We start from the raw sequence: 25,844 nt of genomic DNA, 5'->3' as shown, positions 1-25,844 counted from the left end.
TTGAAATGAAAAACGATTTTGAATTTGATATACTTTGACTATCAACGAAATCAAGGAGGCAACTTCCTATGGCATTAATCGAAGTAAATGATTCAAATTTTAACGAACAAATTAACAGTGGTGTGAAATTAGTCGACTTTTGGGCAACATGGTGTGGCCCATGTAAAATGATTGCACCCGTTTTAGAAGATTTAGCTACAGATTATGATGGAAAAGCAGATATATTAAAATTAGATGTTGACCAAAACCAAGCAACAGCGGCTAAATTTGAAGTGATGAGTATTCCAACTTTAATCGTATTTAAAGATGGAGAACCTGTTGACAAAGTGGTTGGATTCCAACCTAAAGAAAATTTAGCACAAGTTTTAGACAAGCATTTATAAATTTAAAGTAAACAGCACATAGATTTCAATGAATGAATTGTGCTACTTAACTTTGAACGTGTATATTTATCGGTGAGGACTTTTATGAGTCTCAAACCTTTAAGGCTGGGCTACGAATCTCGTAAAGATTTCGACCCAGCCTTTTCGTGTATATCGTTAAAAGCGGGTGATTTAAAAGTGAGTGATATTAAATTAAAATTGAAACAAAAACTCTCCGTTTTACCTATGGAACCAGGGTGCTATTTAATGAAAGATCGACAAGATCAAGTGATTTATGTAGGGAAAGCCAAGCGGCTACGAAATCGGGTGCGCTCTTATTTTACTGGAGCACATGATTTGAAAACGACTCGGCTTGTACGTGAGATTGTCGATTTTGAATATATTGTAACGTCGAGCGAAACGGAGTCATTATTACTTGAATTGAATTTAATAAAGAAGTATCAACCGAGATATAACGTCTTACTAAAGGATGACAAAAGTTATCCATTTATTAAAATCACGAAGGAACGCCATCCCAAATTAATCGTAACGCGGACTGTAAGAAAAGGGAGTGGAAAATATTTTGGACCTTATCCTAATGCTTATTCTGCCCACGAAACAAAAAAGTTGCTAGATCGTATTTATCCTTATCGAAAATGTGATAAAATGCCGGATCGACTCTGCTTATATTACCATATCGGTCAATGTTTAGGACCGTGTGTTTATCCTGTAAAACAAAGTAAATATGACCAAATGACTCGTGAAATTAGTGATTTTTTAAATGGTGAAGATAAAACTATTTTAAATCAATTAGAAACACGCATGCATGTTGCGAGTGAGAACTTAGAATTTGAACAAGCGAAAGAGTATCGTGATCTTATTGAACATATCCACAACTTAACAAAAAAACAGAAAATTATGTCTGCAGATCAAACTGTACGAGACGTCTTTGGCTATCACGTTGAAAAGGGTTGGATATGCATCCAAGTGTTTTTCGTGCGTCAAGGAAACTTAATTGAGAGGGAAGCCACAATGTTTCCTTTACAACAAACTCCAGAAGAAGAATTCTATACCTTTATCGGTCAGTTTTACCAATTAAATCAACACTTTATTCCGAAAGAAATACATGTCCCTAAAGATTTGGACTATGACATGATTCATTCCGTAGTAGAGACTAAAATTTTAACACCTCAGCGTGGACCCAAAAAACAACTTGTAGATTTAGCTAAAAAGAATGCTAAAATTGCACTGGAAAATAAATTCGAAATGATTGCTCGAGATGAATCTCGAACGATTAAAGCTATTGAACAACTCGGTGAGGCGATGGGTATTCAAACACCTATTCGCATTGAAGCTTTTGATAACTCGAATATTCAAGGTGTAGACCCTGTTTCAGCCATGGTCTCGTTTGTAGACGGCAAACCTGATAAAAAAGGATATCGTAAATATAAAATTAAGACAGTTGAAGGACCAGATGATTATAAATCAATGCAAGAAGCCGTTCGACGACGATATACGCGTGTTTTAAATGAGGGATTACCGTTACCAGATTTGATTATTGTGGACGGTGGGAAAGGTCATATGACAAGTGTCTTAGATGTTATTCAAAATGAATTAGGACTTGATATTCCAATAGCTGGTCTCCAAAAAAATGATAAACACCAAACGTCTGAGTTGTTATATGGCGAAGAGGCACACATTATACCCCTAAAAAAGAATGGGCAAGCATTTTATTTACTGCAACGTATTCAAGATGAAGTCCACCGTTTTGCAATTACATTTCACCGTCAAACACGTCAAAAAACTGGAATGCAATCCGTTTTAGATCAAGTTGAAGGTATCGGACCAAAACGCAAAACAAAATTGCTACGCCATTTCGGGTCGATTAAAAAAATGCGTCAAGCGTCAATAGAAGAATTGAAAGCAAGCGGCTTACCTGAAAAGACAGCTAAAACACTGTATCATACGTTACAGGAAGAAAATGGATAAAATTGGGTTGAGAATCATTCTCATACCCAATTTCGTCACATTTAGTGTTACAATGAAGAAAAGTTGATTTCTTTTTTTTAATAAGATGTGCAAACGTTTTCTTAAGGGCAACATTAAAAAAAAGAAGTCAAAAAATTTTAGTATCGCAGGGGGGACTTCCTTTTGGAACAATCGAAGAATCAATTCTACCTTAGAAGGTTACATTCGTTGCTTGGCGTGATTCCACTAGGTGCATTTTTAGTAGTTCACTTAACAGTAAACCATCAAGCTACTCAAGGGGTAGAGGCATTTAACAAAGCGGCAGGATTTATGGAATCATTACCATTTCTTTATGCGCTAGAGTTTATAATGATCTACATTCCTATATTATTTCATGCACTTTATGGTTTCTACATTGCATTTACAGCGAACCAAAATATCGGGCATTATTCGTACATGCGTAACTGGATGTTTTTATTTCAGCGTTTATCAGGTTTGTTAACATTCTTATTCGTGATGATACATATGTGGCAAACACGTATTCAAAAGTTATTTGGCGAAGAAGTAAGTTACGATATGGTCCATGACATCGTATCTAATCCAATTTGGTTAATTTTCTACATCGTATGTATTATCGCAGTAGTATTCCATTTTGCTAATGGTTTATGGTCATTCCTTGTGACTTGGGGTATTTTACAATCTCCAAAATCACAAAAGGTATTCACTTGGATATCATTAGTGGTATTCGTCATTTTATCTTACATTGGTGTAAGTGCGATTTTAGCATTCGTATAAGTGTTGGCAAATTAGAACATATTTAGATTTTTAATAAGACAAAAATAAAACACTTGATTGATTAAGAATTGACACATGTGTTTTTAGTCTTTACGTTTTAATCATTTCAGGGGAGTGACAATGCTATGGCAGAAAAGAAAATTATTGTTGTCGGTGGCGGTCTCGCAGGCCTCATGTCAACAATTAAAGCGGCAGAACAAGGTGCACATGTAGACTTGTTCTCAATTGTTCCGGTTAAACGTTCACATTCAGTATGTGCACAAGGCGGTATTAATGGAGCGGTTAACACGAAAGGTGAAGGTGACTCACCTTATTTACATTTTGATGATACGGTTTATGGTGGCGATTTTTTAGCGGATCAACCACCAGTAAAAGCGATGACTGAAGCAGCACCTAAAATCATACATTTACTTGACCGTATGGGTGTAATGTTTAGTCGTACGAAAGAAGGTTTATTAGATTTCCGTCGTTTTGGAGGCACACTTTTTCATAGAACAGCATTTGCGGGTGCAACGACAGGACAACAGTTGCTATACGCATTAGATGAACAAGTGCGTAGCTATGAAGTTGATGGTCTCGTAACAAAATATGAAGGCTGGGAATTTCTAGGTGTTGTTAAAGATGATGAAAATAAAGCGCGAGGGATTATCGCGCAAGATATTACAACATCTGAAATTAAAGCTTTCGGTTCAGACGCTGTCATCATGGCAACTGGCGGTCCGGGAATCATTTTTGGTAAAACAACAAATTCTATGATTAATACAGGATCAGCAGCATCAATTGCTTATCAACAAGGGGTTCATTACGCGAATGGTGAGTTTATCCAAATACATCCAACAGCTATCCCAGGTGACGATAAATTACGTCTTATGAGTGAATCAGCACGTGGAGAAGGTGGCCGTATTTGGACGTATAAAGATGGTAAGCCTTGGTATTTCTTAGAGGAAAAATATCCTGACTATGGTAACTTAGTACCACGTGATATTGCAACACGTGAAATTTTCGATGTCTGTGTGAATCAAAAATTAGGTATCAACGGTGAAAACATGGTGTATTTGGATCTTTCACATAAAGATCCACATGAATTGGATGTAAAACTAGGCGGTATCATCGAAATATATGAAAAATTCACTGGAGACGATCCACGTAAAGTTCCAATGAAAATTTTCCCAGCAGTTCATTATTCTATGGGTGGTCTCTATGTTGATTATGACCAAATGACGAATATTGAAGGTTTGTTCGCAGCTGGAGAATGTGACTTCTCTCAACATGGGGGTAACCGTTTAGGTGCGAACTCTCTATTATCAGCGATTTATGGTGGTACAGTGGCTGGACCAAACGCCGTAAAATATGTTGAAAATGTTGAAAAGTCTTATGTTGACTTAGATGACAGTATTTATCAAAAACGCATTGATGAAGAACAAGCACGTTTTGATAAACTTCTTAATATGAAAGGTACAGAAAATGCCTACAAATTACACCGTGAACTTGGTGAAATTATGACGGCTAATGTTACAGTTGTCCGTCATAATGATCGCTTGCTTGAAACGGATAAGAAAATTGTAGAGTTAATGAAACGCTTTGAAAACATTGATATGGAAGATACGCAAACGTGGAGTAACCAAGCTGTATTCTTTACACGTCAGTTATGGAATATGCTTGTATTAGCACGTGTCATTACAATAGGGGCATACAATCGTAATGAGTCACGTGGTGCACATTACAAACCTGAATTCCCAGAACGTAATGATGAAGAATGGTTAAAACACACAATCGCCACGTATAATGGGCCAACTGAGAAACCTACTTTCACTTATAAACCAGTAGATGTAAGCTTAATCGAACCTCGTAAACGTGACTATACAAGTAAGTCAAAAGGGGGTAAAAAATAATGGTTGAAACAAAAGAAAACATTTCAAACAATACACAAGCCTCTACAACGAATGAAGGACAACATCAGCAATCAACGAACAAACATCATAAAACTATAAAATTAGTTATTAAACGTCAAGATAATGCAAATTCAAAACCATACGAAGAAGGTTTTGAAATTCCGTATCGTGAAAATTTAAATATTATCGCGTGTTTAATGGAAATTCGTCGTAATCCTATCAACGATAAAGGTGAGAAAACAACGCCAGTGACTTGGGATATGAACTGTCTTGAAGAAGTTTGTGGTGCATGTTCTATGGTCATTAATGGGCGTGCGCGTCAATCTTGTTCGACTATCGTAGACCAATTAGAGCAACCTATCCGTATTGAACCAATGAACACGTTCCCGGTGATTCGTGATTTACAAGTGGATCGTTCTCGTATGTTTGATAATTTAAAACGTATGAAAGCATGGATTCCTGTTGATGGGACATACGATTTAGGTCCTGGACCACGTATGCCAGAGAAGAAACGTCAAACTGCTTATGAGTTATCTAAATGTATGACTTGCGGAGTGTGTTTAGAAGTATGCCCGAATGTGACACCTTCAAATAATTTTGTCGGTGCACAGGCAATTTCTCAAGTACGATTATTTAATTTACACCCAACCGGTGCGATGACGAAAGATGAACGCCTTGATGCATTAATGGACCAAGGTGGTTTACAAGCGTGTGGTAATTCACAAAACTGTGTGCAAGCATGTCCAAAAGGCATTCCGTTAACAACATCGATTGCTGCACTTAATCGTGAAACATCATTCCACATGTTCAAGTCATTCTTTGGTTCAGACCATAAAGTTGACTAATGGCACAATAGTTAAAGCGGAGGCATTTTGTCTCCGCTTTTTTATATCAAAATGATAATGAAGTTTTAGATTACAAGGAAAAGGACAAACACATTAACGTTATAGTATTATCTCACATACATCTTGAGCGAATTCTTTCTAATAGTGTGGCGTACAATGAATGTAATCTATGTGACTTATCAACATATGCGGTGTATGATAAAATGTACAACAAGTATAAAAAGAATAGGATGAAGAATATGGAGAGACCTATCGGCGTCATAGATTCGGGAGTAGGAGGTCTCACAGTTGCAAAAGAAATCATGCGACAATTACCAAACGAAACGATTTATTATCTCGGTGATGTGAGCCGTTGTCCTTATGGTCCTAGATCTCAAGAAGAAGTGCGTCAATTTACAATTGAAATGGCGAACTATTTAACACAATATGATATTAAAATGCTTGTCATCGCATGTAATACCGCGACAGCCGTTGCGTTAGAGCCACTACAAAAGCAGCTTAAAATACCTGTGATCGGGGTTATTGAGCCAGGTGCGCGAACAGCCATTATGACAACTGACAATCATAGTGTACTTGTATTAGGAACAGAAGGAACGATTAAATCCGAAGCGTATAGACAACATATAAAGCGTATCAATCCTAATGTAGAAGTACATGGGGTGGCGTGTCCAGGATTTGTGCCGTTAGTTGAAGAACTCAAATATAAAGATCCTACTATTACAAGTATTGTGATACATCAAACTTTAAAGCGTTGGCGAAATATTAAAGCGGATACTGTGATTTTAGGATGCACGCATTATCCTTTACTTTTCCAACCAATTAATGAGTATTTTAATCGTGCAAAAACAGTGATTTCATCTGGATTGGAAACGGCGCGTGAAGTCAGTGCATTGCTTACATTTAGTCATGAACATGCACACTATAACCCCAATCCAAAGCACCGCTTTTTTGCGAATGGTCGCACCACTCATATTGAATTTATTATCAAAGAATGGTTAAAATACAAGCATGTTAAAGTTGAAAGAATTCAATTAGGCCAGGAGGGTTAAGATATGACTGATATTGTAATTGCGTCGTCGAACAAAGGGAAAATTAATGATTTTAAAGTAATATTTTCGGGTTATAATGTAATCGGGATTAATGAACTGCTAGAAGACTTTGATGTTGAAGAAACAGGAACGACATTTGAGGAGAATGCACGTTTAAAATCTGAAGCGGCAGCCAAGGCTTTGAATAAAACGGTTATAGCGGATGATAGTGGTTTAGAAGTTGCTGCATTGAATGGTGCACCCGGAGTTTATTCCGCACGTTTTGCAGGTGAAGATAAAGACGATCATGCCAATATAGATAAAGTGCTACATTTGTTAGAGGATACAATAGACCGTGCCGCGCGCTTTGTATGCGTTATAAGTATGACGACAGCTGAGGGTGATACGCATACTTTCAAAGGCACCGTTGATGGTGAAATTACACTTGCGCGTATTGGTGAGAATGGTTTTGGCTATGACCCTATCTTCTATGTCCCAGATAAAAATAAAACAATGGCACAATTATCTGCAGAAGAGAAGTCTCAAATTTCACACAGACGACGCGCTATTGATCAACTCCAAGCGTACATGGAAGGGATAAATTCATAATGAAATTAATACTCGTAAGTGACAATCATTCGGAAACAGGTATTTTACACGAAATCTACGATAAACATGATGACGCAGATACATTTATTCATTTAGGTGATTCTGAATTTACGTATAATGACACTGAATTAAGTCTTTATCGACGTGTTAAAGGGAATATGGATTTTTATCCGGAATTTCCGGAAGATGAAATCTTTACGCTTCAAGGTGTAACATTTTTTTATACTCATGGTCACCGGTTCGGGGTTAATCAAGAGCGTGACAACTTAGCACAATATGCGAAAGACCAGGGTGCAGCGTTTGCGTTTTACGGTCACACGCATGTCGCGCGTTATGAGCTCACTCATGGGATTCATGTCATTAATCCAGGTAGTATCACACATTCACGTAGTAATGAAGAAGAAACATACGCTGAAATCAAATTAGATAATGGTGAAGGAACACTGAACTTCCGTAATCGCCAGCATACTATTTTAAGTACAGTGCCATTCAACTATTAAAATCGAACGAACATCATCTATATTTTAAGCATAAAAAGGCTAAGCACAATCATCGTGCTTAGCCTTTCTATATGAATTAATGATGTGTCATGTATTAATGGCGCATACATCATGCACGTGATAGGTTTTGTTTTACAGCTTGAACCAATGCTTTACCTTCTTGTTTAGCTACAAAATCAAAAATATAAGCTTCATCGCTAAACGTCTTTATGACAATGCGATAAGGTTTAAATGAGAATCCAAATTTGATATGTTGAATCTCATTGAATAAAAAATGAGAACGTATTTCTTTGTCAGCTAAAAGGCCGTTAGCTTTAAAATGTACACCATCTTCTTTTAAATAGAGTGTACCATGTACATAATTCGCATTAATAATGAGCATTGAAGCGAGAACTTGTAATGATTCATTTTTCATCTTATTCATTGAGACACCCTCTGTTATCATATAAAATAATGGTATCATATTTTTTTAACCTTTTATAAGTAAAACATGATTTTCTTATTAAATGACAATAATGCATAAGGTCGTAATAATGATAGAAAAGGAGTTTCTAATGTTCACTATTTTTGAGATTAATGAGGTTATACATCAAAAAAGAGCGAAATATTTATATAAACGATTTTCTAAATCACTACAATCACATATAAGCTATAGAGCATTTAAAAAACTATTTAAATATTATTGTAAACATTACGGTAAGAGTGACATTTATCTCGATCGCTTTAATGAAGGTAACGGTGAAGCGGTATGGTACAGTTCCAACCGTGATGCGGGGATTAGCATGACTTTTCACCAATATGAAATTACGTCAATATTACTTCTACCAATAGATACAGAGCCATCACATGTATTAAAAACGTTCAATCAATATATTATGCCGATAGAAAATGAATTTTATATTTTTTGGGGTGGCGACAATACGTTATTAAATTATCATCATCCTAATGAATCACAACGCTATGCGTATGATTTAGTTATCATGAAAGATGGACGTACGTATCGTGACGATGGCAGTCAATTAGAACATTATTATTGTTATGGCGCGCCTGTAATAGCGCCATATGATGGTGAAGTGGTGGTAGCTCATGATGATAAGGAAGACTTTCAACCCGGTGTTGTAGACGAGCAAAACCCATTAGGGAACTATGTAATATTAAAACATCGTGAAAATGAATATAGTCTTATTGCACATTTAAAGTATCACTCTTTACGCGTGAAGACAGGTGATAAAGTTAAACAAGGTGATCGACTTGCGCTATGTGGTAATAGCGGTCACACGACAGAACCACATATCCATTTTCAAGTAATGACAGATATCAATTACACGAGAGGAAAGTCGATGAAGATACAGTTCATAGATCAACATCAATATGAAAAAGGCGAGATTGTATCAGGTTTAGAACAAATGAAATGACAACGCCTTAAAAATAAAATATTGTATTTTTCGCTATATTAATATGCACTCATATTAATTATTGTAAAGGGGGCTATTTAAGGAGGAATCCAACTCTAATAAAGATGAATTTACTTTAAAATTATGGTAAAAATACATATTAAAATTAGAAGAACAACACCTTCAGAATGCATTAAAGGTATTATTGGCATCACCGTAATGATAGGATGCGCGTTAGTGTTAAAGCAACTTTTTACTAAGGATAATCTATGACGGATAAATGAACGATAATTAAACTGCGCACGTTTTTAAACTATTTCATAGGTATCATCGTGTTAATCATTGCGATAGGTATCTTATTTTTATAAAGTACCCAAAATGAAAGCGCCACCTTGTCACTTTTTACGTGATAAGGTGGCTTGTTTTTATTTATTTTTAAGTTGATAGATACGATAAAGAAGTGGATTAGTGACACATATAAAGTCTCCAACCAGTTCCTCGATATACCCGCCAAATCCTTTTTTGAACTGTAACACACCATAATCTTCAGCATTAGGGGTAAAATCACCAGTAATGCCATAAAAGTTATAGCGGTCAATATGTTGTGTTTTCGCATGTTGAATCATATGCCACTGTAAAACATAACTGCCCATAAATTTATTAAATTCAGGATTTGAGCCACTGAAAAGATACACAAGTTCATCTTTTGTTTCCGCAAATATTGCGGCAGCTAAATGGAGTGTATTGCCATGTTTCGATTGTAATTGATTTGCTATTGTAATATTTTCTTGCAATTTATCATAAATAATCTGTTGTTCTTTTAATTTATTTTGTTTTTTCTTTGATAGAGGTTGCGCTTGATTTTCTAGCTGTGTTTTGATTTTAATGTCGAGGTCGTGTGCCTTCGTTTTTAAAATATTGATATGTTCGTTTAAATGAATATAGGCTAATTGCATTGATGTAATGTTTGGATAACTCGTTACAAACTGTTTTAAATACGATTTTGTAAATAATGAAAATCCGTGTTTGATTTCAGCTTTACGATAAAGTGCATAAAAATCGTCAATATCATCTATCGACAGTGTTTTTACTTTAACACCCATCTGAAGGGCCTTTTTAATGCTATGCGCAGTATTATATTCCATATTCTTTAATAATTTAGATGGCGCTTTGTCTTTTAAATCTAAGATAGCTAACCATCTGGCTTGGCTTAATTCTGAATACCCTGTGGAAAACCCTTGATGTTGATAATTCAGTTTTTTTAATGTCTCAATTAATGCAGAAACATTGCCTTCTTTTATTATATTTCCTTTGAAATCACGGATATAACGCATGATATATGGATCGATTAGCATAAAAATTGTGTGTCTTTTTTTGAAATAGTTTTTAAGTTCACGAAAATAGAATTCCACCAATTTTGTGTCTTTATAATCTAAAACGGGACCACGGTGGCTATAAACATAATTAAAGTACTTAAGTAATGGCGCAGATGTAAATAGTCCTGCAGCGACGATGTCATCATTATCATTTTTAACCCCTAATAATGCAACGTGTTGGCCGTTTTTATGCCTAGCATTAAAATGTTCTATAGACTGTGTATATTGTTTAAAATGTGAGTTGATATATTGATGATATTCATCTGGTGCAAGTTCTACAAATTTCAAAAAAACACCCCTTTCTGATATGTAATTTTTCAATAAGATGACCTACTAAAACGATACGCTGTCCTGCTTCTCAAAATCATTTATAAAAAATAATTATATCGATTCCACAATAGCATAAATAGTATGTGATTGTCATGTCAATAAAAATTGCACACTGTTTAAATGAGGGGTGGAACGTTGTTAATACAATTTTGTATACGTTCTCTGCAAAAAAAACAACGCTTGCTAAACATTTAACAAGCGTTGTTTTTTTTGATTCCATTTTAAAGGTCAAAAAAGTATTTAAATTTAGTAGTTATCAGGGTACATTGTGCGTGCTAACTGATCGTAAAGTCTTTCTAATTCACCTTTTGATTGGGCCATTAGACTATAGTTTTTCTTTTTTAACGCTATTCTAGCTTTAAATTTTGCAGCTGATAATTCACGTTTGAAATACGTAGGTTGGCTTACAGATGATAAAAGTTTAACATTTATTTTATCGTATAATTCTTTTAATTCCTTTTCCATTTGCTTGTTAAGATACTCATTAGTTGTATTAACTTTCGCTTCAGTATTTGCTTGTGCATCGCCTGCCCCCACAGTTGAAAAAGCTGAAGTTGCTAACATTGTAGCAGCAAACCCTGTAATAATAAGTGATTTCATGTTCATTGATGAATAAACTCCTTTTGTCTTGTTGATTTGATTTTGCTTACAAATTCATTATAAATGATAATTTTATACGAAAACATTAATTCTATATTAATTAATCTTTAACAATTAAGTGTAAAAAAACACTGCCTTGAATTGTGAAAATCAAGCGCATTAGAATTTGTAGAAAAGGTATGTTTGAAGGTGCATTGAAAGAGGTAAAGTATATGAGCTCAAATAATCACTTTATTCGAGTCGCGTTTAAATACTGTAACCTGATGGTTGCGGTATTTTTTGCGTTTATAAGAAAAACGAGTATCGAGCTAGTCTCTGTCAAATAAGTGTAGTTTGTTATAGGCATTTACAATAATATAGACCAATTTTATATAAATCAGATGGTTTTTGTGAATTATACAAGGTAACGATGTGATAGTCATCGTAACGTATTTTATAGAGAGCATGTTAAAGTATGTGTGATTTAAAAAGGAGTATACGCATTTCAGTGGGTGTATCACTACTAAATTAAAATTTTAAATTTAGTAGTGAGGAGTGATGATGGATTACGATAAAATATTCAATAAATCGTTTATGTTGTTTTTTTTATTAGTGATGTCTTTGCTTTTTGCTTTTGACTTTTGACTCAACAATTATGTGCGCAATGACACATATACGATCTATGCTAATGCTTTCAGTCCAATGGTCTGTTTTAGCTTACGGTACATGAATAACAAGTTCACAAATGTGGGAAATTCAATGTGTAAATTATACATCAAGTAGGTTAGCCAATACCTGTTCTTTGCAAGTTTCGATTTGGATTTTGTTTGAATTTTATTAACACTCATGTCTTATCAATAAGACTGACAATACACAGTTTTTCATTCTATCATCACTTGTGTTGTGACTTGTATTTATACTGATTACGTTTACTTACGAACGATATCATAAAGCACAAAAGCTTGCTACCTGATGTTTGCCATAGAAATTAGGATAAATAGCAGTAATAATAAAATAGCGTTAGGACGCTTTCGTGTCTAATTACAAGAGAATGAATTTTATCAAAATTATATTAAAAGTATGTTTAAAATGTTAAGGATATGGATATATAATACTATCTCTTGCTAGAAGTAAGCACTTCTATCGATGAACCGTAGCCTTTAAGGTTGCGGTTTTTATGTTTTAAAACGTAAGTGTACACCTGATGTAAAGTGGATGAAAAGAGCGGAGCAATGTATTAAAGGTGATTATATAATATGCTATAATAAATTGTTTATTACATGCCTAAAGAAATATAAAAGTGTACTGTAGAATCATGATAATAATAGTTCAATTAAATATGCTAAGTGTGTTGAACGAAGTCATTTTAAAAGTAAATGCTATTCAACAGTACAGTATGCAAAATAGGTATGGAAGGGAAGTGAACCCGTGTTAGATCTATGTATCTAATGCACATGTGTATGAAAAAACATATATTATTATTAATATAGAAAAAGATATGATAAAGCGACCAAAATAATGGTCGCTTTTTAAATTGTACGTATCAATCACGTGCCAAAAAAGTTTTGTTTATTTGGATTAAAAAAAGCTCCCATCTAAGTTGGTAAGATGGGAGCGATGTACAGAAAATCTTTTAGCGTCCTGGGAGGGATTCGAACCCCCGACCGATGGCTTAGAAGGCCATTGCTCTATCCAGCTGAGCTACCAGGACATTTTTAACACAAGGTTAATTATAGCTAATCTAAAGCGATAAATCAATATTAGCTTTAAAAAATTTATTTTCTTTTGACACCATTCGAAAAAATATTACAACATTTAATGGAATATAGGGAGTGGCGTGACGATAAATATAGCTTATCTTTATAAATGGAATTAAAGGTATGTCTATGCTTTTAAAATATAAAGGAGTTGATATACCGAAATGATAAGCAAAATGACACCGACACTAAAAAGTAAAAAGACATATTTATGAATGTGAGGGATGTGGTCTGTTTTCCAAAAAAATTCAAATCCGCCTTGTTGATTTAGCGCAAGTGCAATGAATAATAAGATACAAAGTGTACCTGAAATAGATGTGAGAAATAATAAAATGAGCATCGTGTTCACCTTCTATACATAGCTAATGTATTAAGCATATCATGTTTTAATGTTATTAAACGCACAAATGTCATTTCAAACATGATTAAAATCAGTAAATTAACGATAGATACCGCCAAATAATATTTTGTGTAATGTGTAATAATGACACCTCAAAATGTGAAACGATTCGCATAAATTTTGGCATGTATGAACTTTAAAGATGTTGTAAGGCGACCACGTTATAAAAAGTAGACTTCAAGTCTTCTAATGAATTTGAATTCAATCTTAATCACTATAAAGCTACACCGGGCTATGGAATAAATCATTTCAATTTTAATTGCTTCTAGCGCCTCGCTTTTCTAGGTGCCTTACCTCAAAATGGATTTACGGTTTCGACTTATTGCCTTAGAAATCTCGGCTAAGGAAGCAATCAATGTGATGTTTTAATTCACCATTCTTCTTCTCATATAGACTGAATTGATATATAACTACAACCAACAAAGTTCATGTGCCTGAGCACTCCTAATATTCAAAACCATCCAACAGTGTACATGAACAATGTTGGATGGTTTTTATCTTTATTATTAAATTTATTCTTAATGATGAAAAATATGACAAATTTAAAACATCATTTTTAATCGATATCTCAACTACTGTAAAAAAATTATAAATAAAGTTGTCCTTTGGCATAATGGAATGTTTCTCTTGTTGGTGTTTGTATGACGCTCAATAATGTTAATACACCAATTTTACCAGCAATCATTGTTAAAATAATCAGCATTTTACAGATTCCGTTGTATTCTGTTGAAATACCGGTTGACAATCCAACAGTACCAAAAGCTGAAACGACTTCAAATGCTAAGTCTTCAAAGTTTAAATTGGGTTGTGCAATAGAAATGAGTAAAATGATTAAAATGACAAAGCCACTTGCAGAAATAGCAATCGCTAGTGCTTTTTCCATTTGTTTTCTTACAATGGTGCGATTGAAAATTTGTGTGTGTTGATGCCCTTTTAAAATCGTAATGACGAATGCAATCACTAATGCAAAGGTTGTTACTTTTATCCCACCTGCTGCACTCATTGGACCCGCGCCGATAAACATCAAAAGCATCATCAATAACATGGTCCCAGGAGCGAGGTGCGACATATCAACGGTATTAAATCCGGCAGTACGTGTTGTAATAGATTGGAAAAGTGAGGCTTGAATCTGTTGCGGTAAAGTCATAGACTTTAATACCCCGTTCATTTCTAATATCCAAAAACAGAATGCACCGACGGTAATTAACAAAATGGTTAACAAGATTGTGATTTTTGAATGAAATTGTAAGCGTCTGCCGCGTTTCAATGTTACTAAGTCTAACAAAACAATATACCCTAGACCACCAAAGATAATTAATAGCGCAACGGTTAAATTGACGATAGGGTTGGTTGCATATGAGATTAAATTATCAGAGAACAATGAAAATCCAGCGTTATTAAGTGATGAAATTGACGTGAATAAGCTAATAAAAATGCCGCGATCCCATCCGTATTGTGGCACAAATACAAATGATAGTATAAAGGTTCCTAAACCTTCGAATACGACATTAAATAGTAAGATTGATTTGAGAAAAAAAGTATAGTTTCGAGCATCTTCAGTATTCAACTCAAGTTGAAAGAGTATATTTTCTCTAACAGTAAGTGACTTTTGTGTGAATTTTAAAGCCAACATCGACACAGTCACAATCCCCATACCACCAATTTGAATGAGTGTCATAATAACAATGTCGCCTAATAAGTTAAATTGTTTTGTAATATCTACGGTGGCTAGTCCAGTCACTGTAAATGCACTTGTCGCAATATACATAGCATCTAAAAACGATATTGGTTTTTGACCAGTCCAAGGTAAATACAATAATATACTCCCTATCAAAGTCGTTGATAAAAACAATGTCAAATAGATTAATATTGGTTGTTTTTTACTATGCATGATACGCCCTCGGTTCTTTTTGGAAATATCATACCATGATTATTATGATAAGCAAGTATTATTTAATTAGAAGATTGATTTTTAAGGTGTAAATAAGGGTCGTGCATGTAGTATTGAAAGTGTAGTGTGAATGAGATAGAAATGAGGGGGCACATTAAAAAGCGCGAGTATCGGTAAGATACACGCGCTTTTTAATGTGATTACTTTTTAGTGAAAGTGTCTACTAAGCCTTTGATTAATTTAATAATGCCAAGAATGATATCAGTCCAGATCATAATGATAACCTCCTCTTATTTAATTACATCTTTATTATAAAAGCAGCAGTGATCAAAAAGTGCTAAATTCCCTGTGTTGATGTTATTGGTGCATAACTGTTTTGATAAAAGTATCTTCTAAACACTTAGGCATGAAAATACGCACGTAACTGTTGTGTATAGTTTGATAAGGCTTGAAACATTCACACAAAATCATCTGTGAATTTCTATATTTAGCAAGTATCTCAATTTTTTATGAAGCAATTTATGATGAGACGTTAATGTGAGATGAAATATAAATTTTAATGGTAAGTAGAAGGGGGCGGTTTGTAAAGAGATATGAAAAGGGCGTAAATGTAATGTAAATTACAAGACGTGTAGGCATCTTAAACGTCTTTTTAGACAGATGTGTTAAACAGTTAAGGATGAAATATCATGACTTTAGAACTACGATGCAACTGAATAATAAAAGACGTTATAGTGTGAGTAACAAAACAAAGCACGATTTAATCAATCGTAATTTTGTTTTGGATAATCTATAAATAAAGGAGTGGCGTTTTATGTCAGAATTAATTAATGTGATTAAAGATACGATTCAAGCAGGTATGAATCATGATTGGGTATCTCTTGGAACTGGAATTGCAGATATTTTAGCAAAAGGAATTAATGTCATCTCTGGTTTAATTGGCGGTTAAGCCATCAAAAAATATAACTTGTTAAATGAAAATATGTTTAAAAATACCCCTTGCTTGGTAAAAGATATTACCTTGCAAGGGGTATTATAATTAATGTTTATGAATGCTTTGGATCCCAAATTAATATATCATGCCCATCGTCATTTTTAGCATTTAAATCTTTAAATCCATTCTCAATAAAGAATGATTTTGATTCAAAGCGGGCAATGGCCTTTATAGGTTCATTAAAAGACTTTGCGTATTCTAACAAAGTTGTGCCGTAGCCTTTGCCTTGGTATTTTTTTAATACTTCCAATTTCCACACGACTAAATAGTCGTCATAATCTGGAAAATATGTTTCTTCAACTTCCCCTTTACGATAAAGTGCCATGCGCGCCCCGATTTTTTCACCGACATAGATTCCATAAAATGGAGAATCTGAACTTGCATCAATCATTTCACCGTGCAATTCATCGACCATGTAGAGGTCTTTATTTCCGAAATTTCTAAATTCTTCGAAAAGTTCCTCTGTACGATAGTTAATATCGAGATGTACCACCTTTGTCATCAAAACGACCCCCTTATATTTATTATTTTAATTATAACTTATTTATTTACGTAATGAAAATAAAATCAACAGGGTGAAACGTGATGCGTTTCACCCTGTTGATCCGTGAGAAAGAATAGATAGTTGGTTTTTAATTATTTTTGAATGGGTTGTTTTCCACCTGATGTGAAGATAGCGATAATTTGTTTAATTAGTTCGATTATGATTCCCATCTGAATCACCTCCACTCTTACTGTAACGATAGAGTAAACATAAATGTGTAATTATGCGTAAGTCATATTTGGTAATGCGTAGTTGTAATAAAATTGATATCGTTTTACAACAAAGGTGCCTAACTGTAGTAAACATAAGCCGTTAAATTGTCATCGCCTTGCATAATGCTTATACTGTTAGAGAATACGATTTAAGGAGACGTAGCATGGATTGTTATAAAGTCATAGTGAATGAGAAGGATCAATTTATATCTCAATATACTAATCACAATCATAATTTGATTCAGTATTATGATTTCGATCCCAATAAAGAGGAAAGTTATGCCGTGCGCATGGCACAATCGAATAATGGCAGAGAGCAACAATTAGCACAAATTATTCGACAATACATGTCTGATTTATCTCTGTCTGAAGCACAAGTATATGCGTTAGATCAATTGGCACAGGGAGCTAAAGTTGTCATTGGTGGTCAACAAGCAGGACTACTGAGTGGTCCCTTATATACATTCCATAAAGTGTTGTCAATTATTGTTAAATCTGAGGAACTTTCAAAAATATATGACCAACCCGTCGTTCCAGTATTTTGGATTGCAGGGGAAGATCATGATTTTGACGAAGTGAATCATACGTATGTATATAATGAAGAAAGTGGACAAATTAAAAAAGTTAAATTTCATACAATGACACCTCCAGAATCATCAGTATCTCAATATGAACCTGATATGGATGCACTTTTAAATGTTATTGAAGCGTACTTTCGAGAAATTCCTGAAACCTATTATACGAAGGGGTTAATTCGTGAGTTAAAAGAAATGGTGAGTCACACGACCCATTGGTCAACGTTATTTAAACAAATCATTCATCGATGTTTTCGTGAACAAGGCATTTTAGTCATTGATGCAAGTTATCCGCCTTTAAGAGCATTAGAACGTCCATTTATGAAAACCTTGCTGTCAAACCACATGAAGGTCGACCAAGCGTTCAGGCAAGGTCAAGAGAAAACAACAGCGAGTGGCATCCCTAAAATGATTGAGACCGATACGAATGTACATTTATTTTTAGAAATCGAGGGTCAACGACAATTGCTTCATTATGAAAATGGGGGCTATACGACGACTAAATTTGAAGGACATTATTCAAAAGAGGCGTTATTCGATCTTATCGACGAAGCGCCAGGACGGTTTTCTAATAATGTGGTCACGCGCCCATTAATGCAAGAGTGGTTGTTTAACACTGTTGCCTTTGTAGGTGGACCGAGTGAAATCAAGTATTGGGCTGAGCTGCATAGGGTGTTTCAAACGTTACACATTAAAATGCCAATTGTACTGCCGCGTTTGAGACTTACTTATGTGACCCCTAAAACAAAAAAATTATTAAATCAATATAAATTGAACGTACGTGAAGTAATTGAAAAAGGAGCAACGGATGCTAAAGATAGGTTTGTACGCGCAAATGCGTCCGAAACTGTGTTGAATGAAATTAACCATATGATGGAATCTCAACAATTATTTTATGAAAAGTTATCTCAAGAGATGTCTCATACGGTAGATAACCAAAATTTATTGGAGAAAAATCATAAGATTCAACGCCAGCAATACGAGTATTTAAAACAACGCTATTTAAGAAATATCGAAAAAGAAAATGATATTAGTATGCGACATTTCCATCAGTTAACATCGATGCTCCATCCGATGGGCGGATTACAAGAACGTGTCCTTAATCCATTCCAATTTTTAAATATTTTTGGGTGGGATATGTACACGTCCTCCACTTTCCCTCCACTCGATTACACATTCAATCAAATTGTTATAGAAACATGATAATATCAACGGTTTAAGAGAGGTTTGAAGTTATTCAAGCCTCTCTTTTTTGTGTCTAATTTGATAAAATTTGGACATTTTTACAGAATTAGTGGAGGATAGTGGGGAGATGTGGTAAATTATAAATAAGGTGAGGTGAAATAGGATGTTCATGGGCGAATTTGAAAACAAACTTGATGCAAAAGGACGTATGATCGTACCGTCCAAGTTTCGTTATGACCTCAATGAGCGTTTTATTATCACTCGAGGCCTTGATAAATGCTTGTTTGGTTACACACTCGATGAATGGCAAAACATTGAAGAGAAAATGAAAACCTTACCTATGACAAAAAAAGACGCTAGAAAATTCATGCGTATGTTCTTCTCTGGTGCGATAGAAGTGGAAATCGACAAGCAAGGTAGAATTAATATCCCTGCTAAATTGCGTGAATACGCAAATCTTGACAAAGACTGTACGGTGATTGGTGTTTCAAATCGTATTGAAATTTGGGATCGTCAAACATGGAATGATTTTTATGAAGAATCTGAAGACAGTTTTGAAGAAATAGCAGAAGATTTAATTGATTTTGATTTTTAAAAAGCTGTGAAGTGAAAATGGAGGGCTCGATGTGTTTCATCATATTAGCGTGTTATTAAAGGAAACGGTAGACCAATTGAATATTAAAGAAGATGGTGTCTACGTTGATTGCACGTTAGGTGGCGCAGGACACTCTGCATATTTACTGAGTCAGTTGTCTGACAACGGGAAATTAATCGCAATTGATCAAGACATGACAGCAATTAACAATGCAAAAGAAAAATTGAAAAATGAACTTCACAAAGTAACATTTGTGCATAATAACTTTAGGAATTTAGCAGCAGTGTTAAATGAACTACATATCGAAAAAGTGGATGGCATTTTATATGACTTAGGTGTATCAAGCCCACAACTTGATATTCCAGAACGCGGCTTTAGCTATCATCATGATGCTAGGTTAGATATGAGGATGGATCAAACACAGTCACTTTCTGCGTATGAAGTTGTAAATGAGTGGCCTTACGAGGATTTGGTTAAAATATTTTTCCGTTATGGAGAGGAAAAGTTTTCTAAGCAAATCGCCCGTAAGATTGAATCTAAACGACAAATTCAACCTATTGAAACAACATTAGAGCTTGTTGAACTCATTAAGGAAGGTATACCTGCAAAGGCAAGACGCAAGGGAGGACACCCGGCTAAGCGTGTGTTCCAAGCGATACGAATTGCAGTTAATGATGAGTTATCAGCTTTTGAAGATTCGCTTGAGCAAGCAATTGATCATGTGAAAATAAACGGACGTATTTCTGTCATAACCTTTCATTCGTTGGAAGATCGTTTATGTAAACAAATGTTTCAGGAGTATGAAAAAGGACCGGATGTTCCTAGGGGATTACCAGTTGTACCAGAAGCGTACACACCGAAATTAAAACGTGTGAATCGCAAACCAATTGTCGCAAGTGATTCGGATTTGGAAGAAAATAACCGTGCTAGAAGCGCAAAGCTTAGAGTGGCTGAAATATTGAAATAAAGGGGCGAAACAATTAGATGGCAGTAGAAAGAGTATACGAACCATATCACCATGCAGATGCACAACCGCAAGTAAGACCTAATCCTCAACCTCAAACGAGACCACATACGAAAACACGTCAATCGCAAGTCAAAAAAACGGTAGTCGTTGGTTTAACGAGATTTGAGAAAATGTTATACATATCGTTGATAACTATCATTGCCGTATTGAGTATCTATATGCTATCGTTGAAAATGGATGCATATGATACGAATGGAAAGATAGCAGATTTAAATCAAAAAATTGAAAAGCAAACGAGTCAAAATAGTGCATTAGAAGCAGAAACAAAACAAAACGCATCATATAAACGCATCTATGATAAAGCCCAACAACAGGGTATGAGTCTTAAGAATGACAATGTAAAGGTAGTGCGTAAAAATGCCGAAACGCAAAATTAAGATTAAAAAAAATAAACTGGGAGCAGTCCTCCTTATTAGCTTTTTTGGACTGCTCTTTTTTCTATTGGTTTTGAGATATAGTTTCGTAATGTTAACTGGTCATTCCTCAGGAGAGGATCTAATTGTAAAAGCCAATCATAAATATTTAGCTAAACTTGAAGAGCATGCTGAAAGGGGTAAAATCTTCGACAGAAATGGAAAAGTTTTAGCTGAAGATGTTGACCGTTTTAGGTTAGCAGCTGTGTTAGATCCAAAAGCTAGTAAAGACTCTAAAAAACCGCGGCACGTTAAAGATAAGAAAGAAACTGCAAAAAAATTAGCTAAAGTCATTGATATGCCTGAAAAGGATATTGAAAAACGTTTAGACAACAAAAAAGCGTTTCAAGTGGAGTTTGGAAAAGCAGGTAAAGGATTAACGTATCAAGATAAAGATAAGATTGAAAAAATGAATTTACCAGGGATTACATTGTATCCGGAGGTGCAACGTTTTTACCCTAATGGTAATTTTGCATCTCATTTAATTGGGCTAGCGCAAAAAGATCCAGATTCAGGTGAACTTAAAGGTGCGCTCGGCGTAGAGAAGATATTTGATAGTTATTTAACTGGTAAAAAGGGTCATTCTTCTTTTACTACAGACATATGGGGGTATATTACACCTAATTCTAAAAGTGAAGTTGCTCCTGAACGTGGAGATGATGTACATTTAACCATCGACTCTAATATTCAAGTGTTTGTCGAAGAAGCATTAGATAATATGGTGAAACGTTACGAGCCAAAAGACCTCTTTGCGGTAGTGATGGATGCTAAAACAGGTGAAGTTTTAGCATTTAGCCAACGTCCTACATTCAACCCAGAAACAGGAGAAGGGTTTGGAAAAAAATGGGCGAATGATTTATATCAAAACACATACGAACCAGGTTCTACATTCAAAAGTTACGGATTAGCTGCAGCCATTCAAGAAGGTGAATTTGATCCTAAAAAGAAATATGAATCTGGATATAGAGATATTCAAGGTTCTCGTATTTACGACTGGAATAAAAAAGGTTGGGGAGAAATTGATATGGGGCTTGGTTTCACATATTCTTCCAACACTTTAATGATGAAACTTCAAGATTTAGTCGGTGCGGATAAAATGAAAGCGTGGTATGAAAAATTTGGTTTTGGTAAAGCAACCGGTAGTTTGTTCGACGGAGAGGCTAGCGGCCATATTGCATGGGATAATGAATTGATGCAAAAAACGTCTGCTTTTGGACAATCAACAACTGTCACGCCAGCACAAATGCTCCAAGCACAATCCGCTTTTTTCAATAAAGGAACAATGCTTCAACCTTATTTCATCCAATCCATAATGAATCCAGTTGAAGACAAAACATTTTATAAGGGTGAGCGTAAAGAAACAGGAAAACCGATTACAAATGACACTGCTGAAAAAGTTAAGAAACAACTTGATGAAGTTGTGAACAGTGAAAAAAGTAATGCGAAAAATTATCGCGTAGATGGTTATCGTATTGGTGGTAAAACAGGGACGGCCCAAGTTGCTGATGAAAAAAATGGAGGGTACGTCAAAGGTGCGAACCCATACTTTGTGAGTTTTATAGGCCATGCGCCAAGTAAAGACCCTAGAATCGTAGTATATGCAGGTATGAGCCTTGCGCAAAAACGTGACCAAGAAGCTTATGAAATGGGTGTCAGCCGTGCATTTGTACCAATCATGCAAAACACATTGCAATATTTAAATGTAGGTAACGAAGAAGTGAAAAATAATGGTAAACTAAATGAAGTACCTGACGTTACCAATCAGTCTAAACAAAGAGCTGAGGATACGTTAAAAGGGAAATCATTTAATCCTGTTATCATTGGTAATGGTGATAAAGTCGTGAGTCAAAGCCCAGATCGAAATGTAAAGTTACTGCCAAACAGTAACGTCCTCATTATGACTGATGGTGACCTTACAATGCCAGATATGACAGGGTGGACTAGAGACGATTTAATCGCTTTTGAATCACTTACAGGTATTAAAGTGAAAGTGACAGGAAGTGGTTTTGTAAAATCACAATCCATCTCACCACATGCTGCTATCAATAAAAAACAAGACATTGAAGTGGAATTAAAATCACAGTAGTTTGATCTATACCATGCTTATTGTGACACTTCAATTATTGTAGACATCACGTTAACACTTGGGGGTGGAGCAATGAGTTCAAATGAAAGTTTGACTTCTGTTTCACCTCCAATTACATATTATTAGTAAAATTAATCATGTTTGAATAAAAAAGGAGAACGACTATGAGTTTTATTTTTGCAATAATCGCTTTTATCATTACGGCCGTGTTGGTACCAGTTTTGATTCCGACATTAAAAAGAATGAAATTTGGACAAAGCATTCGTGAAGAAGGACCTGAAAGTCATATGAAGAAAACGGGAACACCAACGATGGGAGGTTTAACGTTTTTAATTAGTGCCATTGTAACGACACTAATTGCGACTGTTTTTGTGGATACTGCTAGTCCATTGTTGTTATTGGTATTTGTCACATTAGGCTTTGGTTTAATAGGTTTTATCGATGATTATATTATTGTAGTAAAGAAAAACAACCAAGGATTGACAAGTAAACAAAAGTTTATAGCGCAAATTGTTATAGCAGTAATATTTTTTATTGTAGCAAAAGGAATGAATGCATTTGATTTTTCAACAAACATTAATTTACCATTCACCGATTTAAGCATTCCGCTATCATTTGCATACGTCATCTTTATCATATTTTGGCAAGTAGGTTTTTCTAACGCTGTTAATTTAACAGACGGATTGGATGGTTTAGCAACTGGATTATCGATTATAGGATTTTCAATGTATGCGATAATGAGTTTTGTTTTAGCACAACCAGCTATAGGTCTATTTTGTATTATTATGGTTGCAGCTTTAGCAGGATTTTTACCATATAATATTAATCCGGCCAGAGTTTTTATGGGGGATACTGGAAGTTTAGCTTTAGGTGGTATTTTTGCGACAATCTCAATCATGTTGAATCAAGAGCTATCTTTACTTTTTATTGGGCTTGTGTTTGTGCTTGAAACGTTATCAGTTATGATTCAAGTCACTTCTTTTAAATTAACAGGTAAACGTGTATTTAAAATGAGTCCATTACATCATCATTTTGAACTTGTAGGATGGAGTGAGTGGAAAGTTGTAGGCGTATTTTGGACAGTAGGTTTAATTTCTGGCCTTATTGGCTTATGGATTGGAGTGAGCTAATTGTTAAATTATACAGGTTTAAAAGGGAAAAAAGTACTTGTCATTGGGTTAGCGAAAAGTGGTTATGAATGTGCAAAATTATTACATTTACTTGGGGCAGACGTTACTGTTAATGACGGTAAAGATTTAACGCGCGATGCGCATGCCCATGATTTAGAAGCGATGGGCATAAAAGTGGTGAGTGGCTCGCATCCAATTGCATTGTTAGACGAATCACCAATCATATTTAAAAATCCAGGAATACCATATACAATTTCAATTTTAGAAGAAGCTGCAAAACGAGGGTTAAAAATTTTAACTGAAGTTGAATTGAGTTATTTAGTGTCTGAAGCACCAATCATAGGGATTACCGGTACAAATGGTAAAACGACAGTGACCTCACTTATAGGTGATATGTTTAGTAAAAGTCGTGAAACAGGGCATCTTGCAGGGAATATAGGCTATGTGGCTTCGAAAGTAGCACAAGAAGTACGAGCAGATGAATATTTGGTGACGGAACTTTCCTCTTTCCAACTTTTAGGTATTGAAAAGTATCGACCACACATCGCCATTATTACGAACATATATTCAGCACATTTAGATTATCATGAGAATTTAGAGAATTATCAAAATGCTAAAAAACGTATATTTGAAAATCAAACTGAAAGTGATTATTTAATTTTTAATTATCATCAAAGGCATTTAATTGATACATCAAAAGTAAAATCAAAGATTATTTATTTTTCTACACAACAACCTGTTGATGGTATTTATGTCGAAAATGATTATATTGTTTATAAAGGTATCCATCTTATTCACTTAGATGATATTGTGTTACCTGGTGAACATAATTTAGAAAATATATTAGCGGCGATGATGGCGGCAATATTAGCAGGAATCTCAATGACTGCGATTATCCAATCATTAACTACATTTTCAGGAATTGAACACCGTCTTCAATATATCGGTAACAATAAAACCAATAAATATTACAATGATTCAAAAGCAACAAATACGTTAGCGACACAATTTGCGTTGAATTCTTTTAAACAACCAATTATATGGTTGTGCGGAGGTCTTGATAGGGGGAATCAGTTTGATGAGCTCATTCCTTATATGTCGAATGTTCGTGTTATGATTACGTTTGGAGAGACCCAAAATAAATTTGTTAAGCTAGGTGAAAGCCAAGGTAAATATGTTTTAACAGCGAAAGATGTAGCTGAAGCAGTTGACTTAGTTCAAAACATTATCGAGCCTAATGACGTTGTGTTGTTATCTCCAGCGTGTGCAAGCTGGGATCAATATGACACATTTGAGCAACGTGGTGAAGTGTTTATCAATGCGTTTCGTAAACATTTACCATCACATTAAAGGGTGT

General features: G+C 34.9%; 24 protein-coding genes and 1 tRNA gene. 17 read left to right on the top strand and 8 right to left on the bottom strand.

The features are described 5' to 3' along the window. Nucleotides 1-68 precede the first annotated feature (68 nt). The 8 genes from trxA (at nucleotide 69) to SHYC_RS08365 (ending at nucleotide 7,999) form a co-directional block, all read left to right on the top strand. On the top strand, nucleotides 69-383 hold the full coding sequence (gene trxA, locus SHYC_RS08400; RefSeq protein ID WP_039646238.1) for a thioredoxin: 315 nt from the start codon (nucleotides 69-71) through the stop codon (nucleotides 381-383). Nucleotides 384-560: 177 nt separating this feature from the next. Beyond that, the gene (gene uvrC / locus SHYC_RS08395; protein ID WP_039647670.1) at nucleotides 561-2,351 is read left to right on the top strand and encodes an excinuclease ABC subunit UvrC; all 1,791 of its coding nucleotides are present in this window, start codon (nucleotides 561-563) and stop codon (nucleotides 2,349-2,351) included. Between the two features lie 162 nt (nucleotides 2,352-2,513). Beyond that, entirely contained in the window at nucleotides 2,514-3,125 is a 612-nt protein-coding gene (locus SHYC_RS08390) for a succinate dehydrogenase cytochrome b558 subunit (protein WP_039646237.1), read from the top strand. Between the two features lie 125 nt (nucleotides 3,126-3,250). Beyond that, nucleotides 3,251-5,017 (top strand): succinate dehydrogenase flavoprotein subunit, encoded by a 1,767-nt coding sequence (sdhA, locus tag SHYC_RS08385; protein WP_039646235.1) that lies wholly within the window; start codon nucleotides 3,251-3,253, stop codon nucleotides 5,015-5,017. After that, on the top strand, nucleotides 5,017-5,862 hold the full coding sequence (sdhB, locus tag SHYC_RS08380; protein WP_039646233.1) for a succinate dehydrogenase iron-sulfur subunit: 846 nt from the start codon (nucleotides 5,017-5,019) through the stop codon (nucleotides 5,860-5,862). Before sdhA ends, sdhB begins: the two co-directional genes overlap by 1 nt. A 239-nt stretch (nucleotides 5,863-6,101) precedes the next feature. Continuing rightward, nucleotides 6,102-6,911: a glutamate racemase gene (gene racE / locus SHYC_RS08375; protein WP_039646231.1), complete on the top strand. Its 810-nt coding sequence runs from the start codon at nucleotides 6,102-6,104 to the stop codon at nucleotides 6,909-6,911. A 3-nt stretch (nucleotides 6,912-6,914) separates the two neighbouring features. Further along, complete coding sequence (locus tag SHYC_RS08370; protein WP_039646229.1) at nucleotides 6,915-7,499, top strand: XTP/dITP diphosphatase; 585 nt, start codon at nucleotides 6,915-6,917, stop codon at nucleotides 7,497-7,499. After that, complete coding sequence (locus SHYC_RS08365; RefSeq protein WP_039646226.1) at nucleotides 7,496-7,999, top strand: YfcE family phosphodiesterase; 504 nt, start codon at nucleotides 7,496-7,498, stop codon at nucleotides 7,997-7,999. The genes SHYC_RS08370 and SHYC_RS08365 overlap by 4 nt, the downstream gene beginning before the upstream one ends. Nucleotides 8,000-8,108: 109 nt before the next feature. Here the strand turns inward: SHYC_RS08365 and SHYC_RS08360 are convergent, their stop codons facing one another. Continuing rightward, nucleotides 8,109-8,423: a hypothetical protein gene (locus SHYC_RS08360; protein ID WP_039646224.1), complete on the bottom strand. Its 315-nt coding sequence runs from the start codon at nucleotides 8,421-8,423 to the stop codon at nucleotides 8,109-8,111. 130 nt (nucleotides 8,424-8,553) lie between these two features. Here SHYC_RS08360 and SHYC_RS08355 point away from each other — a divergent pair, with 130 nt between their 5' ends. Next, nucleotides 8,554-9,414, top strand: a complete 861-nt coding sequence (locus SHYC_RS08355) for a M23 family metallopeptidase (RefSeq protein WP_039646222.1) — start codon at nucleotides 8,554-8,556, stop codon at nucleotides 9,412-9,414. 404 nt (nucleotides 9,415-9,818) lie between these two features. On the opposite strand, the gene SHYC_RS08350 is transcribed toward SHYC_RS08355, so the two are convergent. The 6 genes from SHYC_RS08350 to SHYC_RS12635 form a co-directional block, all read right to left on the bottom strand. After that, nucleotides 9,819-11,057 carry an aminoacyltransferase gene (locus SHYC_RS08350; protein ID WP_039646220.1) on the bottom strand — a complete coding sequence of 413 codons (1,239 nt, stop codon included), beginning with the start codon at nucleotides 11,055-11,057 and terminating at the stop codon, nucleotides 9,819-9,821. A 288-nt stretch (nucleotides 11,058-11,345) separates the two neighbouring features. Continuing rightward, complete coding sequence (locus SHYC_RS08345; RefSeq protein ID WP_039646217.1) at nucleotides 11,346-11,705, bottom strand: complement inhibitor SCIN family protein; 360 nt, start codon at nucleotides 11,703-11,705, stop codon at nucleotides 11,346-11,348. Nucleotides 11,706-13,315: 1,610 nt separating this feature from the next. Beyond that, nucleotides 13,316-13,389 (bottom strand) — tRNA-Arg (locus SHYC_RS08340). Nucleotides 13,390-13,562: 173 nt separating this feature from the next. Next, nucleotides 13,563-13,775, bottom strand: coding sequence for a hypothetical protein (locus SHYC_RS08335; protein ID WP_039646215.1), 213 nt, complete (start codon nucleotides 13,773-13,775; stop codon nucleotides 13,563-13,565). Nucleotides 13,776-14,421: 646 nt separating this feature from the next. Further along, nucleotides 14,422-15,726, bottom strand: a complete 1,305-nt coding sequence (locus SHYC_RS08330; RefSeq protein ID WP_039646212.1) for a TrkH family potassium uptake protein — start codon at nucleotides 15,724-15,726, stop codon at nucleotides 14,422-14,424. A gap of 200 nt (nucleotides 15,727-15,926) precedes the next feature. After that, a complete protein-coding gene (locus SHYC_RS12635; RefSeq protein WP_103346173.1) occupies nucleotides 15,927-16,001 on the bottom strand; it encodes an alpha-1/alpha-2 family phenol-soluble modulin in 75 nt (24 codons plus the stop codon). Between the two features lie 539 nt (nucleotides 16,002-16,540). Between SHYC_RS12635 and SHYC_RS08325 the strand changes: the two genes are divergently transcribed. Further along, a complete protein-coding gene (locus tag SHYC_RS08325) occupies nucleotides 16,541-16,675 on the top strand; it encodes a beta-class phenol-soluble modulin (RefSeq protein ID WP_039646210.1) in 135 nt (44 codons plus the stop codon). Between the two features lie 97 nt (nucleotides 16,676-16,772). On the opposite strand, the gene SHYC_RS08320 is transcribed toward SHYC_RS08325, so the two are convergent. Further along, nucleotides 16,773-17,222: an N-acetyltransferase gene (locus SHYC_RS08320; RefSeq protein WP_039646208.1), complete on the bottom strand. Its 450-nt coding sequence runs from the start codon at nucleotides 17,220-17,222 to the stop codon at nucleotides 16,773-16,775. A gap of 418 nt (nucleotides 17,223-17,640) precedes the next feature. Between SHYC_RS08320 and bshC the strand changes: the two genes are divergently transcribed. The 7 genes from bshC to murD all read left to right on the top strand — a co-directional run bounded on the left by bshC (nucleotide 17,641) and on the right by murD (nucleotide 25,837). Beyond that, a complete protein-coding gene (gene bshC / locus SHYC_RS08315) occupies nucleotides 17,641-19,254 on the top strand; it encodes a bacillithiol biosynthesis cysteine-adding enzyme BshC (RefSeq protein ID WP_039646206.1) in 1,614 nt (537 codons plus the stop codon). A 145-nt stretch (nucleotides 19,255-19,399) separates the two neighbouring features. Next, on the top strand, nucleotides 19,400-19,831 hold the full coding sequence (gene mraZ, locus SHYC_RS08310) for a division/cell wall cluster transcriptional repressor MraZ (protein ID WP_039646204.1): 432 nt from the start codon (nucleotides 19,400-19,402) through the stop codon (nucleotides 19,829-19,831). Nucleotides 19,832-19,862: 31 nt separating this feature from the next. Beyond that, nucleotides 19,863-20,798, top strand: a complete 936-nt coding sequence (gene rsmH / locus SHYC_RS08305) for a 16S rRNA (cytosine(1402)-N(4))-methyltransferase RsmH (RefSeq protein ID WP_039646202.1) — start codon at nucleotides 19,863-19,865, stop codon at nucleotides 20,796-20,798. A 17-nt stretch (nucleotides 20,799-20,815) separates the two neighbouring features. Further along, nucleotides 20,816-21,235 (top strand): cell division protein FtsL, encoded by a 420-nt coding sequence (gene ftsL / locus SHYC_RS08300; RefSeq protein WP_039646200.1) that lies wholly within the window; start codon nucleotides 20,816-20,818, stop codon nucleotides 21,233-21,235. Then, entirely contained in the window at nucleotides 21,216-23,357 is a 2,142-nt protein-coding gene (locus SHYC_RS08295; RefSeq protein WP_039646198.1) for a penicillin-binding protein, read from the top strand. The genes ftsL and SHYC_RS08295 overlap by 20 nt, the downstream gene beginning before the upstream one ends. Nucleotides 23,358-23,521: 164 nt before the next feature. Continuing rightward, nucleotides 23,522-24,487, top strand: coding sequence for a phospho-N-acetylmuramoyl-pentapeptide-transferase (mraY, locus tag SHYC_RS08290; protein WP_039646196.1), 966 nt, complete (start codon nucleotides 23,522-23,524; stop codon nucleotides 24,485-24,487). Next, complete coding sequence (gene murD, locus SHYC_RS08285) at nucleotides 24,488-25,837, top strand: UDP-N-acetylmuramoyl-L-alanine--D-glutamate ligase (RefSeq protein ID WP_039646194.1); 1,350 nt, start codon at nucleotides 24,488-24,490, stop codon at nucleotides 25,835-25,837. Nucleotides 25,838-25,844 lie beyond the last annotated feature (7 nt).

Origin of the sequence: Staphylococcus hyicus (assembly GCF_000816085.1) — a bacterium.
GTDB classification, from domain to species: domain Bacteria; phylum Bacillota; class Bacilli; order Staphylococcales; family Staphylococcaceae; genus Staphylococcus; species Staphylococcus hyicus.
This window is presented reverse-complemented; position numbering and strand designations above follow the sequence as displayed.

Bases quoted from the DNA above. Each gene is read 5' to 3' on its own strand.
- SHYC_RS08345 (WP_039646217.1), bottom strand. From the start codon at position 11,705: ATGAACATGAAATCACTTATTATTACAGGGTTTGCTGCTACAATGTTA.
- SHYC_RS08355 (WP_039646222.1), top strand. From the start codon at position 8,554: ATGTTCACTATTTTTGAGATTAATGAGGTTATACATCAAAAAAGAGCG.
- bshC (WP_039646206.1), top strand. From the start codon at position 17,641: ATGGATTGTTATAAAGTCATAGTGAATGAGAAGGATCAATTTATATCT.
- SHYC_RS08295 (WP_039646198.1), top strand. From the start codon at position 21,216: ATGCCGAAACGCAAAATTAAGATTAAAAAAAATAAACTGGGAGCAGTC.
- sdhA (WP_039646235.1), top strand. From the start codon at position 3,251: ATGGCAGAAAAGAAAATTATTGTTGTCGGTGGCGGTCTCGCAGGCCTC.
- ftsL (WP_039646200.1), top strand. From the start codon at position 20,816: ATGGCAGTAGAAAGAGTATACGAACCATATCACCATGCAGATGCACAA.
- sdhB (WP_039646233.1), top strand. From the start codon at position 5,017: ATGGTTGAAACAAAAGAAAACATTTCAAACAATACACAAGCCTCTACA.
- racE (WP_039646231.1), top strand. From the start codon at position 6,102: ATGGAGAGACCTATCGGCGTCATAGATTCGGGAGTAGGAGGTCTCACA.
- SHYC_RS08370 (WP_039646229.1), top strand. From the start codon at position 6,915: ATGACTGATATTGTAATTGCGTCGTCGAACAAAGGGAAAATTAATGAT.
- SHYC_RS08330 (WP_039646212.1), bottom strand. From the start codon at position 15,726: ATGCATAGTAAAAAACAACCAATATTAATCTATTTGACATTGTTTTTA.
- SHYC_RS08325 (WP_039646210.1), top strand. From the start codon at position 16,541: ATGTCAGAATTAATTAATGTGATTAAAGATACGATTCAAGCAGGTATG.
- SHYC_RS08335 (WP_039646215.1), bottom strand. From the start codon at position 13,775: ATGCTCATTTTATTATTTCTCACATCTATTTCAGGTACACTTTGTATC.
- mraZ (WP_039646204.1), top strand. From the start codon at position 19,400: ATGTTCATGGGCGAATTTGAAAACAAACTTGATGCAAAAGGACGTATG.
- mraY (WP_039646196.1), top strand. From the start codon at position 23,522: ATGAGTTTTATTTTTGCAATAATCGCTTTTATCATTACGGCCGTGTTG.
- trxA (WP_039646238.1), top strand. From the start codon at position 69: ATGGCATTAATCGAAGTAAATGATTCAAATTTTAACGAACAAATTAAC.
- SHYC_RS08360 (WP_039646224.1), bottom strand. From the start codon at position 8,423: ATGAATAAGATGAAAAATGAATCATTACAAGTTCTCGCTTCAATGCTC.
- SHYC_RS08320 (WP_039646208.1), bottom strand. From the start codon at position 17,222: ATGACAAAGGTGGTACATCTCGATATTAACTATCGTACAGAGGAACTT.